The 12,920-nt window shown below is 46.3% G+C and carries 8 protein-coding genes, 1 tRNA gene and 1 pseudogene; 3 read left to right on the forward strand and 7 right to left on the reverse strand.

Features of this window, described 5'->3' with window-relative positions; all coding sequences use genetic code 11:
- Positions 1–261 precede the first annotated feature (261 nt).
- The 6 genes from QUB70_RS28625 to QUB70_RS28650 form a co-directional block, all read right to left on the reverse strand.
- Positions 262–786, reverse strand: coding sequence for a pentapeptide repeat-containing protein (locus QUB70_RS28625; protein ID WP_332984990.1), 525 nt, complete (start codon positions 784–786; stop codon positions 262–264).
- An 83-nt stretch (positions 787–869) separates the two neighbouring features.
- Positions 870–2,219, reverse strand: coding sequence for an LCP family protein (locus QUB70_RS28630; RefSeq protein ID WP_332984991.1), 1,350 nt, complete (start codon positions 2,217–2,219; stop codon positions 870–872).
- A gap of 17 nt (positions 2,220–2,236) precedes the next feature.
- Complete coding sequence (locus QUB70_RS28635) at positions 2,237–2,584, reverse strand: DUF6717 family protein (protein WP_332984993.1); 348 nt, start codon at positions 2,582–2,584, stop codon at positions 2,237–2,239.
- Between the two features lie 496 nt (positions 2,585–3,080).
- On the reverse strand, positions 3,081–4,256 hold the full coding sequence (locus tag QUB70_RS28640; RefSeq protein WP_332984994.1) for an aminotransferase class V-fold PLP-dependent enzyme: 1,176 nt from the start codon (positions 4,254–4,256) through the stop codon (positions 3,081–3,083).
- Between the two features lie 509 nt (positions 4,257–4,765).
- Positions 4,766–5,281, reverse strand: a complete 516-nt coding sequence (locus QUB70_RS28645) for a thermonuclease family protein (protein WP_332984995.1) — start codon at positions 5,279–5,281, stop codon at positions 4,766–4,768.
- A 34-nt stretch (positions 5,282–5,315) separates the two neighbouring features.
- On the reverse strand, positions 5,316–5,684 hold the full coding sequence (locus QUB70_RS28650; protein ID WP_332984996.1) for a 2Fe-2S iron-sulfur cluster-binding protein: 369 nt from the start codon (positions 5,682–5,684) through the stop codon (positions 5,316–5,318).
- A 214-nt stretch (positions 5,685–5,898) separates the two neighbouring features.
- Between QUB70_RS28650 and QUB70_RS28655 the strand changes: the two genes are divergently transcribed.
- Positions 5,899–5,983 (forward strand) — tRNA-Ser (locus tag QUB70_RS28655).
- 115 nt (positions 5,984–6,098) lie between these two features.
- Here QUB70_RS28655 and QUB70_RS28660 read toward each other — a convergent pair.
- Positions 6,099–10,304 (reverse strand): CheR family methyltransferase, encoded by a 4,206-nt coding sequence (locus QUB70_RS28660; RefSeq protein ID WP_332984997.1) that lies wholly within the window; start codon positions 10,302–10,304, stop codon positions 6,099–6,101.
- A gap of 162 nt (positions 10,305–10,466) precedes the next feature.
- On the opposite strand from QUB70_RS28660, the pseudogene QUB70_RS28665 reads away from it, so the two are divergent.
- Positions 10,467–10,664: pseudogene (locus tag QUB70_RS28665) on the forward strand (phycoerythrobilin:ferredoxin oxidoreductase); the annotation flags it as partial.
- Positions 10,665–12,508: 1,844 nt separating this feature from the next.
- A partial coding sequence (locus QUB70_RS28670) for a ribbon-helix-helix protein, CopG family (RefSeq protein ID WP_332984998.1) occupies positions 12,509–12,920 on the forward strand: 412 nt, incomplete at its 3' end.

Here is a 12,920-nt window from a genome sequence, read left to right on the forward strand (position 1 = left end):
TGCGTCCCAGACGCGAGCTTTGAGCGGTGCTTTCTGTCGTTTCAGATTTCTTCTCCCCACAATAAAACCACCCTGCTTATTAAGGGGGGTTAGGGGGGATCAGATTCTATGCAGCTTCATAAAAAATTGGTATAACGGATGTCAATAACGCAGGCTGAGATCGGAAACCGGGTTTCTTTGTAGATTTTGCGTCACTCAACCAAAAAACTCGTAGAAACCCGGTTTCTCGCCCCGACGCATAATTCCTGCAATCGTAAATTTCTAGGGGCATCCCAAACTTTCTCGCGTAGAAACTCCCGTCACGGGATTGACACCATCTGCTGTTTCGCACAGGATATTCACTTGATAAGCGTCGATAATCGCGTCAGTAAAATCAGCGCCGGAAATTGCAGCATCAAAAAATCGAGTTCGAGTCATAATTGCCTCAGTAAAATTAGCATTTGTCAAATTAGCGCCGTCGAATGTAACTCTATCTGCCAAAGCACCGGAGACATTGGCACCTGACAAGTTGGCCTTCAGCAAAACTCCCTTAGTCAAAATCGCATTAGTTAAATCAGCACCTTGAAAGTTTGTGCCCCGCATTTGGGCCGCGACAAAGGTTCCCCCCGCTAAATCCGAGTTGGAAAAATCGCGATCGGACAAATTAATATTAGTGTAATTAATATTTGTTTTCGGCAGCGCAAATGCAGGAGTAGCACTCAGCAGCACCCACCCAAAAGCCAATACTAAACTTACAACTAGGCTCAGAAAAATTCGGAAGACACTTTTCACAGATATTGCACTCATGGTAATTGACTAATGACTAATGACTGATGACTAATGACTGATGACTGATGACTAATGACTGATGACTAATGACAACTGACTAATTAAAATCGCTTTACCCAATCTTCGCCGACGCGAAGTGTCAAGTCAGAATCGATTTCACCGGTAGAAGATGCTTCAATTTTACCGTCGCCTAACGCTTTTTGCAGTAGATTCGCTGCCTCTAAATCGCCTTGCTGCACAATAATTTGACTTTGACGCTGCTTGTCCGGCCAATCCTGCACTACAGATACATTAGAAAAGCCCTTTTTTCTAAGAAAACTAGCAACGGTTTTGGCGGTTGTCGGGTTGCTAGAAGCGTTTTGGACGGCGATTTTGAGTTTGGTGGGCAAAACAGACTCGCTTGAATTGCGAAATCGCTCTTGTGCAAAGTCCGGCACGCTTTGCTTGAAATATTGTGTCATAATGCGATCGCGCCCGACCGCATCTAAAATCCAATAACTCCTCAAATCCCCTTGTTCTGAGCTAGAACGTCCGGGCAACATTACCATTTTAAAATTATCTCGATCCAATTGCAAACCGAAATTTGCGATCGTCAAGATTTCCTCAAAATTTAGGTTTGTATCCACATATTTTTGCATCAATCGAACAATTTGCGGCAAGCGCACCAATACTGATGGACTGGCGAGGCGGTTCCGAATAGATTGAATTAAAGATTGCTGGCGCTGAATGCGCCCGATATCTCCCAAACCGTCATTGCGAAAGCGAGCAAATTGTTCTGCTTGTTCTCCGTTGAGAGTTTGCCATCCCTGTGCTAAGTTTATTTTTAACTTTTGGGCGGTATCTGTATAGGACATCGCGCGAGGTACAAATACCTCGACTCCGCCCAACAAATCGACTAATTCCCGAAACGCACTGCTGCTGACTCGCACGTATCTTTCAATAGTCGCATTGTTCAGGATACTGCTAACCAATCGCGTTGCTAAAGCTCCTCCTCCTCTAGCATTGGCTTCGTTAATTTTGCTGAAACGAATTCCGGGAATTTTGACTTTAGTATCTCGCGGAACTGAAAGCAAATTAATAGATTTATCTCTAGGTTCGAGGTGCAATAAGAGTATTGTATCGCTGCGACCGTCAAAAGCTTTAGGGGAATTGGCTGCTGCTTCCGGTACGCGGTCAATTCCCAGGATCAAAATATTAACTGGCCGCGACAGGCGGTATCCTGAGCGGTTGGATGATATATAGTTAAAGCCGGTAGCGTCTAGGACTTTACTAATAATTGGCGGTTCCACGGGGGCTAAGAGGGCGGTAATTGCCCCGATTGCTGCGGAGATGGCGGCTGTGAAAATTAGGAAAAATAGCCAAAATATATACAGCGCTAATTTGGGCTTTTTTCTGGATTCGCGATCGACTGGTTTAACAAACTTTCTTTTAAAGATTGACAAGTTTTTCATTGACTTGCTGTTGTTGATTATTGCATTTTTTCAGCTTTGCAGTAAAACTTGGGCGGTGCTTCTAGAAAGTATTTGAACAAAGCCGGACAAAGCCAGCCTTCAAGATTTTTAGCTTCCCACCGATACCAGCTACCGCCGTATTCTGCTTTAAACCACAGCATTTCTGCTTGATATCCGGGAAATGGATTGGCTGAGAATAAGAGTCGGAAACCTCGATCGGCATTTGGGATGTCTGCGACGAGCGCTTCAATCATTTGGGGCACGCCCGCAACAAAGGGTTCTCGGACAAGTCCGACTCGCTCGTCGTCAAAAACCCAGGTGTACTGTTCCCGATAGGGGTAAATTACCATCATCGCATTTGACATCGTATTCTCATCTTTTTATTTCGTTTGTTTTGTCTGCGAAAATGCAAGTCTTGATACATTATATTCTGTTGCTCGGAAGTTGTGCGCGATCCGGTTTGACAACCCTGTTTTAACTTGGGAAAGCTTGCGGGTTATTTACAAACTTTGTTCGGCGTGGGCGGATTGGCGAAGTCTAGGGCGATCGGGCTTTATGACAGTTTTTTTACTTGCTTTATTTTAGGTAAATGGTGGCTATTTTAAACATGGTTAAAGGTGAATTTTTGCAGGATCTTTCGCTTTCATTGTCCGGTTTTTATACCATTATTCTCTTTGTAGCAAGCAATGCAATTCCTTATTCATTCCTGGGGAGAGGACGGTGCCCTCACTACGAACCTATGACTGTTTTTAGTTGGGTGTTACAGCAAATTCTACATTTATGAAGTACACCCGCCTATCGTTCGATTCCCTACACTCCATAAACCTGGAATAGGCTGTATTTTTTTGTGGAATACCCAGATCAAATTCTCATCAGCTCAACCAGCGCCTTAGCCAAATATTGATACTGCGGCAAAGTATTGTAAAACTGAGCCGAAATCCTCAGCAACTGCTTGCTAGCATCCGGCCAAGGAATCACCGGAACTTCAATTTTAAAAATCTCCCACAGCGCCTCTTGCAAAGGTGGAATTCCTCCTTTTGCAACTGCATCAGACTGGGAGTCTGCCAGCGGTACAACTGCCATCGAACCAACCATTTCATCGGGACAAGGCAGCGGCCTATCTAATTTTTTTGCCAATATTTGTCTTCCAGCCAATGCCAAAGCATGATTTTTTGCCATCAATTCCGGCCAGCCGCCGCTCAACAAAGAACCCATAAAATCAATGGCCACAGGGACGCACAAATAGGGACTCGGATCGACCGTTCCCATCCAGTCAAATTCTAATTGAAAGCGCGATTTATCAGTGCGGGGCGAATTAGCACCGTGACTGATCGTAGTTGGCCGAATGGCATCTTGCTTGTCGCGCCGCACGTACAAAAAGCCCGCACCTTTCGGCGCGCACAGCCATTTGTGGCAATTTCCCGTATAGTAAGCCGCGCCAATTTCATCTAAGTTCAGGGCTACCATTCCCGGCGCGTGAGAGCCGTCTACCAATACATCCACGCCGCGGTTAGCTAACTCGCCGACTAATTTTTTGATGGGAAAGATTAAACCTGTTTGGCTCACAACGTGGTCTAATAATGCTAACTTTGTTTGCGGTGAAACGCACTTAATTATTGCTGCAATAATTTGTTCGGGCGACTCAATTGGAAAGGGGACTTCTGCTACTATTACTTTAGCTCCTGTACGCTCGGCTACAAAATTAAGTGTGTTGCGGCAAGCGTTGTATTCCTGATTTGTCGTTAGCAATTCGTCGCCGGGAGCAAAAGAGAGCGATCGCAAAACTGCATTGACTCCCGTCGTCGCATTCGGCACAAAAGCCAAGTCATCCTCAGCCGCACCGATAAATGCTGCTAACTGATTTCTGGCATTATCCAACAGCGGCTCAAATTCCCGCATTAAAAATCGCAAAGGTTCTCTTTCCAGTTGTTCCCGAAAACTGGTTTGCGCTTCCAGTACGGGAATCGGACAAGCCCCAAAAGAGCCGTGATTGAGGAAAGTTATATCGCGATCGAGCAACCAATATTCGTTAGTCATTAGTCAGTTGTCAGTTGTCAGTAGTCAGTAGTCAGCAGTCAGCAGTCAGCAGTCATTAGTCATTAGTCAGCAGTCAGCAGTCAGTAGTCAGTAAGCTGTTCTACATTTAAATTGTGTGTCAAAAATCAGTAAAATTCTTGTGGGACGGGCTTCTAGCCTGTCCCTAATTTCCAATTTAAATGCGTAACAGCTTAGTCATTAGTCTGTCAACTGTCAACTGTCAACTGTCAAACCAATTTAATGTGAAGTTGCACATATTTCGATCCCCCTAAATCCCCCTTAAGAAGGGGGACTTTGAGCGGAATCTTGTCCCCCCCTTATTAAGGGGGGCTAGGGGGGATCGGATTCTACGGGGCCTCATAAAAAATTGGTATTAGTTGTTAGTTGTTAGTTGTTAGTTGTCCTCACTCAACGCCGTCAACTGCCAACTGCCAACTGCCAACTGCCAACTGTCAACTGCCAACTGCCAACTGCCAACTGCCAACTGCCAACTGTCAACTGTCAACTGACTATTTCTGATTTTGCTGGCGAAATTCTGCGGGAGTTTGGCGCAAAGCTCGTTCTGGATTCCACAGCCCTTTACCCATAAGTCTCGCCCATTCTTGAGCGTTGATGAGTCGCTGCTGGTATTTGGTGTTGCGCGATCGCACCGATGCCAAAGCATAACCTTCTTTGACTAGCAGTTCGTTGAGCAAAACTTTATCTTGCCACAAGTAGGCTAGTTTGCGATCGAACTGGTCTTTCTCTTCGATGTCTGATTCTAACAATACCTGTTTTCCCCCAATTAGCTGTTCTAGTCTTTGTTTGGCTGCTTCTCCCCAAGGCTGCTGTTTTAAATCCGGCGCATCAATACCAATCAGCCTGATTTGTTCTAATAAGGCTATTTTGTCGGCTGTACTGATAACTTCGATTGTTTGCCCGCTGATAGCCCTTTCTACTTTGGCGATCGTACCTTGGGGTATTTCTGGTTTTTGGCAGCTAGCTAACAACAGACAAAGGGCGATCGCAAATAACCGATAGAGCATGGATCGTTGGTAGTTGATAAATTATAAAATTGCCTCACTCTTCATCCAACGGCAAACCGGCTCTAACTTTACCTTTGCCGAAGTAACGGCCGAATTGCAGTTCGTACACTTCGTCTTCATCTTGCGTCTCTACCTCGATGTTGGAACGGGGATAGCAGACGCACAGCAGGGCATAACCTTCTTTTTGCAGTTCCACAGACAGCCCCATTGCTTCTGGCTGGTGCAGTTCCCCCGACTTGACGCGCACCGCACAGGCCGTACAAGCGCCGTTGCGGCAGGAAAAGGGCAATTCTACTCCTTGGTTTTCGGCGCTTTGGAGGATGTAGCGGTCTTCGGGTACTCGCACGGTGTGGCGCGATCCCGTTTGTCTGTTATGAATTTTAATTGTGTAAGAGCGAGTCATGGAATTTTAGATTTTAGATTTTAGATTTTAGATTGGGGTTTGCGGGGCAAAATCCTTTAAATGAATGGGTTTGCCACACAGGTCGGAGAATCCGGCCTGCCCGTTTGACACCCTACCCCCCATTAAACAGCAAATTTATGCCGTTACCCCTTCCCAAATCTGATTTGTTCTGCTAAGATAGTTTAGCTGTGGCTAAATGAATAAATTTAGCCCTGGAGAGGTGGCCGAGCGGTTGAAGGCGCACGCCTGGAAAGTGTGTTTAGGGCAACTTAACGAGGGTTCGAATCCCTCCCTCTCCGTTTAGCAAGCTGTTTAGGCAAAAAAAACAGCTCGCAAAAAAAAATCTCCTATGAGATAAATATTTTGATTTAGATATTTTGATTTAGATCGATCGCCCTACACAAGTGGATTTGACTAAACCAGCCCAGCTAAAGAAGCCACAATCCATGCCAATTGAGCTGACTCAACAGGTTTAGCGACATGAATCTGAAAACCCGCTTCCATAGCCTCTCGACTATCAACATCTCTAGCATAGGCCGTTAGCGCGGCAGCAGGAATTTCTCCCCCTCCCTCGGCACTCAGTACCCGAATCTGCTGAATTAGCCAATAACCGTCTTGCTCTGGCATTCCAATATCAGACAAAAGTACATCATATCTCTCAGGATTTGCCGTCAACATTGAGAGGGCCTCAGTTGCTGATGCGACTGCGATCGCTTCAACTTCATACTGTTCCAGCGTTGTTGTGAATAACTGACGCATATCTGCTTCGTCATCCACAACCAGAGCTCGTATACCAGCCAATGATGGAATGTCCAGCACTGCCACTGCTGGCTCCTTTGCGGAATCTACTGGTTCTAAAAAACTCTGCTGCGTCGAACTTTCTGCGATATCTGTTCGCAGCGGCAACCTCACGGTAAATGTTGCCCCTTGTCCCTCACCCGAACTTGTTGCACTAACATTACCGCCGTGGAGTTCTACTAAATGACGGACAATCGAGAGTCCTAGCCCCAATCCACCCTCTCTGCGAGAGTAGCTACTATCCGCCTGACGGAAGCGATCGAACACATAGGGGAGAAAATCAGGGTGAATGCCCTTACCAGTATCGCTAATTTGGATTTGAGCCATGCCATCAATGTAGTCTAATGCGATGTCAATTCTTCCTCCGGCTGGGGTGAATTTAATCGCGTTTGAAAGTATATTCCACAGCGCCTGTTGCAAGCGGTTTGGATCGCCCAACACGGTTTGTTTTAAAGGACTTAGGCTGGATTCAATTTGAATGTGTTTGGCATCTGCGGCCAAACGAATCACCCCGATCGTATTTTCAAGCAGAGGATTCAGCTCCACTTGAGTAGCGTTGAGCTTAAACTGGCCTGTGCTAATGCGCGAAACGTCTAAGATGTCATCGATGAGCTGGTTTTGCGATCTGGCGCTGCGCTCGATCGTTTTTAGTCCCTCCTCGGTTTTATGCTCGTCAAATTTTCGCAGGCGCAACAACTGTGCCCAGCCAATTATCGCATTGAGCGGCGTCCGCAGTTCGTGAGAGAGGACGGACAAAAACTCATCTTTGGCACGGTTGGCCCCCTCTGCCACCACACGAGCCAATTGTTCTTGAATCCGGAGGCTGCGTTCCGCCTCCAACTGTTTTTGCTCGGTGATATCCTCGATCGCCAACAGAATCATCTGTGTATCGCCGATCGGAGGCATTTTGCGGGCATTCAGAAGCATGATTTTATGCCCTATCTGCTCAAAGTCATGCTCCACCTCAAAATCTTGAAACTCGGCATTTCCTGCCAGAATTTCTTTGAGGAGCGATCGCAACGGAGGAATATTCCACTGTCCGTTACCCAGCTCGAAGATCGAGCGGTGCTCAGTTTGGATCGGCTGAACCTGAAACGTCTTGTAGAAAGCACGATTTGCCGTAATCGCCCGCAGGTTTAGATATAGCACTAGCAGCGGTTCCCGCACGGTTTCGACGATCGTTTCGGCGTAATTTTTCGCTTCCATCAACTGCTGGGCGCTCAGTTTGAGAGCGTTGATATCCACCAACATCACCACAGCCCCATCAATCTTGTTGTCGATCGTCCGATAGGGTCGAATCCGCAAATCGTACCAATGACCGTCCCGATCTTGAACCTCCTGAACATTCAAATTGAGCGTGCGGATCACCTCTAAAATCTGTTGCTCTAAGTCTGGCAGTATCAACTTGTGGGTGATGTCGCTCAAAGACCGCCCGACATCAGTAGAAATCAAGTTGAAGATGCCTTCGACTGCGGGAGTAAACCGGCGGATTCGCAGGTCGCCTCCCACCATCAGGATCGGAATATTGATGCTGCTGAGCAGATTCTGCAAATCGTTGCTTACCTGAGTTGATTCCACATTGCGCCGCTGCAATTCGTCATTAATCGTACTCAGTTCTTCATTGGTTGCTTGGATTTCTTCTTTAGCGGTTTCCAGTTCCTCATTCATGCTTTGCAACTCTTCGTTGCTCGACAAAATCTCCTCGTTTGCGACTCTCAAATCTTGGTTGGCGGCTTGATGCTCTTCCACGATCGAGTGCAGGTGCTCTTTTAGGGTTTTGAGTTCCTGTTGGAGCCTCGCCATCTCCTCACTTTCAACCTGTTTCGGCTTGGAGTTGACTATACTATTGTCCGTTGCTTCTGAATAAGCAGGTATCTGCGGCTCGTCTTGAAACAATACTAAAAAGTAGTCTTTTGCCACAGCGCCTGCTTGGAATGGAATCACGTTAATTGTGACGGATCGTTGGCGATCGCCTTCTGTAATTTGTAAGCCTTCGCGCGCGATCGGCAACTGCTGCCGTGAAGCCTGTTGAATTGCAGTACGCAGTTCGAGGCGCAATCCTTCTTTTGCCATTTTCAGCAAATTCAAAGTCGCCCTACCGGGAGCCGGTTCTAGGTAGGCACTCGTCTGTCCTCGAAATTGCAAAATCTCGCTGTCGCTGTTAATCACCACCCCGACTGGGGCATATTGATTTAAAACGATGCGATCGGCCTCTGTCTCCATTTCCCTTTCGTTGAAGGTTTCCGCCAGCACCGGTGGAGAGTTGATGGCTGTCTGAAGATAGTTGCTGGCAGTTAAATCAATGCTGAGCCAATGCGACAGTTGTTTTTTGGCATAAAGTTTGTTTTTTTTGTCGAATAGCGCAAACAATTCTGAAAAATCACCAATTGTTTCCGAAGTGCCTAACAGCAAAAAGCCCGCGGGCTCAAGCCCGTAGTGGAAAATTGGCAGCAGCTTTTTTTGCAGCGGGGCACCGAGATAGATCAGCACATTCCGACAGGTAATCAAATCCATCCGGGAAAACGGCGGATCGCTAAGCAGGTTTTGTCTGGCAAAGACACAGAGTTCGCGCACGGGCCTACCGATTTGGTATCCGCCCTCGACTTGAACGAAGAACCGGTGCAGGCGTTCGGGTGAAACATCCGCGACTTGGCCGGGGGTATAAAATCCGTTGCGGGCGTGGGCGATCGCATTCTCACTGATGTCTGTCGCATAAATCTGCACCGGCAGATTACTAGATCGAGCTGCTAAAAACTCTAGCAAACAGATCGCGATCGAGTAAGCTTCCTCCCCCGTCGAACAGCCGGCAATCCAAATTCGGATCGGTTTTTTCGGCGATTTACCTTTGACGATTTCGGGAAAAATCTTGTTACTTAAGGCATCAAAGCTTTCGGGGTCGCGGAAAAAGCTGGTGACGTGAATTAAGACATCGTGATACAGCGCCGTTACTTCTGTCGGATTGTTTTGGAGATATTGGGCATAATCCTCGATTTTTTCCAGCTTGTACAGCAACATCCGCCGCTGCATCCGCCGCTTCAAGGTGGTTTGCTTGTAGTCAGTAAAGTCAACTCCTGTAGCCGCTTTGAGCAAACTGTAGATCGCGGCGATCGCATCTTTACTTTCGATCGCATTCTCTCTGGTGGTTGATTCTGTCGCAGGCCCATCGGCAATGTAGGGATGACGGCCGATCTCTGCTATTTTCTGGCCAATTTTTTCCGGTGTCAAGATAAAGTCTACCTGACCCGTAGCCACCGCAGTGTTCGGCATACTGCTGACTTTTGCCGAGTCTTCGCATTGTGCAAAAGTAATACCGCCCGCCGCCTTAATCGCTTTTAATCCTTGCGAACCATCGCCGTCACCCCCGGACAGAACGACGCCGATGGCTTTGGTCCCCCGTTCTTCGGCGAGGGAAACCAGAAAAGTATCGACCGACATAAACATCCCGCGTCCTGTACCCCGGGGCGTTAGGTTTAGCACCCCCGAAGCAATGGTCATGCTGACATTCGGAGGGATGACGTATACCTGATTTTGTGCCACAGCCATCCCATCTGCCACATCATTCACGGGCATCTGGGTCGATCGACCCAGAATCACACTCAACAAACTTTCCTGAGCCGGCAACATATGCAGAATCATCACAAACGCCATGCCCGTATCGATCGGCAAATGGCTCAGTAATTGGACAAAGGCTTCCACTCCACCCGCAGAAGCTCCTATTCCGACGACGGGAAATAATTCGTTTCGATCGTTCTGCTGCTTTCCGTCAACGGCTTCGATATGGGCTTTAGGTTGAGATTTCTTGGAAGACTTTTTTGGAGTCATTATTTTATACCAGATATCTTGCTTTGTGGGTATCGTAATATTTTTATTTGTATATATAATAGATGCCATAAAATAAAGGATGAGGCATCTACCTGCCGATATATCTACGCGAACTCGGCGCGATCGGGCGATTTATTCCTTATGTTTTAATTCTTATGGTGGAGACCGCATAAGGAAACGGAAGTTGTGGAAACTCGGGTTTTTACAGCGTTCAAATACTATTTGGGTAGTTATTTTGATTTTGTCGATCGCGCCGAACCGGTGACATCGGCCGCAAAGTTAGATAATATCTTACCAGCTCAATTGCGCTATCTGCGGTATCGTTCCGAAAAAGACCCGACCAGGGGAATATTTAACTAAACAAGCGAGAAGTCCCGCACCAAACACGGTAATCGTTTGAGCTACGGGATGAAAGCGCACAAAGTAAGTGGGTTCAATACCCAATTACTTTGTAATTATCTTTGCCGACCGGCAAAACTTTTGATAAAATATTTACTAAAAATAGTAATAAGCACTATAATACAGCACTTTCTAGGTAAGTCAAGTACAAAGAAACCTGGTTTCTTAAATAAAACCGATTTCTGGCGAAAAATCCAGCAGAAAACAGAGAAACCGGGTTTATTGAATCAAACCGATTTCGGGTCTTCTGGGTTTGCGGTGACAAACAAAGCTAATATGAGTTGTAAGCCTTTTCTAGCAAGGGTTTCACTAATACAAAATCGTCACATTTGTATCCAATAATACAATATTTACCCTAAACCCAGAAGAGCCCCGATTTCTGGCGAAAAATCCAGAAGAAACCCGGTTTCAGAGGTGTAAATTACAGAGAAACCGGGTTTATTGAATCAAACCGATTTCTGGCGAAAAATCCAGAAGAAACCCGGTTTCAGGGGTGTACTTCATAAACATGGAATCCGCTGTAAATGCTACGCAAGCTTATCAAAGTTCCTTTGTTGAAGAAAGTTACACTTCAAAGTGTTCTTTTTGAGATAATGAACCTTGTGTCAAGCATTCGGAGTATAGAACCCATTTGAGATATATTCTGCGTAAATCTCAGAAACCGGGTTTCTCTCTATACTAGACCTCTTGCAAAAATAACTAGGACGGGCTCTCCGGCCCATCCCACAAAATTTTTTTTCTTGTGGAATGGGCCCCAGAGCCCGTTCCAGAATTTGATTAAAAGGATTTTTGCAAGAGGTCTACTTCTCGTCACCAAACCAAAGACTCGTAGAAACCCGGTTTCTCGCCCCTTGCCTAAATCTTAGAAACCGGGTTTATCTCGGTATTTATCGTCACCCAACCCAAAAACTCAAAGATGTCAAATGGGTTCTATAAAGGTAAACGAATTAAGCGAGGGTTGACGAGTGCTGGTGACGGCAGACTGATTAATGCGGATGTCAATGGCAGCGCTAACATTGTCATTCGATTTTAGATTTTAGATTTTAGATTTTGGATTTACCCCACGGATAAATTCGGGGGCTTGAGGATTTTAGATTTTAGATTTTGGATTGGTTCCACGGATAAATCGGGGGGCTTGTACCATCAAGAAATTCTTGGTCAAAAAAGCATTTCCCAACGCTTTTGCCGAGGGAATACAGGGCGTGGTAGTACGAAGGCGCGAGGGTCACACCTTACAACATGGTTGTCCGAGGCAAGTGTAATATTTGCCTATAAAACCTGTAACTATTCTGAGGCGTTCATTCCTGATATTTGTTGCACCATTACCCTCTCTATCTCGGTCAGTACCGAGCGTGAGGACAAACCCACTCACGAATACTAAAGACGGATGGAACAGCCGTTTCTGCTGTTGGAGGGAAGGTAAGTCCAAAGGAACGGCGCAAGTCCAATCTAACTCACATCTTGCACCATTGTCAAGAACAGGCTTTCCGGCCTGTTCCACAATAAAATTTATCTCTTGTGGAAGAGGCCGGAAAGCCTGTTCCCAAGCAAGTAATTGAGAATGGTGCAAGATATCAGATATAAGGCACTCCCCTAAAAAGACAGAAGCCCGCGCTGTATGCTATAGCATCAGCGCTGGGTAGTTCGCCCGGTTCTACGGCGAGGAATGGACCGAAGAGTATATTCAAGGATTTTTGTTCAATTGGGAACGGAAGCTGGCACAATTGGTAAGTAACAAGAATTAATTTTAATAGAAGCTTCAGCCACTACATTTATTAGTGTAGGTTGGCATGAGGAAAATGCCAATGGTCAAAAAAAATCGCAATGTAGTTAGTTCCAATTCAGAAAGTAAAGTCAAAGTCGGACTTTCGCTGACTTCTTCTAGTGCCGATCGATTAAACGCGATCGCTCGCAAGCTCGGAATATCAAGGTCGGAACTCCTAGAACGCTTGGCACAAGGTGCTCTGGATATTTCTAAGGACAAGACGGAAGTTACTGTCACTTGGAAAAAAGGTGAAGAAACGCAGGTAGAGACCCCCGACTTGCAAGGGGAAACAGCCGAAGAAAGCGCCATTAATGACGCTGTAACGGCAGAAACTCTATCGGACTCGGTGAGTGTAAAGCCAAATCCGCTGCAAGAAAGTTACGAATCTTTACAGCAGCAGTTGGCGGAACGGGAAAGTTCGATCGCTTCTTTGCAGCAGCAATTAGCCAGCG

Source organism: Microcoleus sp. A003_D6 (genome assembly GCF_036702825.1).
Classification (GTDB): domain Bacteria; phylum Cyanobacteriota; class Cyanobacteriia; order Cyanobacteriales; family Microcoleaceae; genus Microcoleus.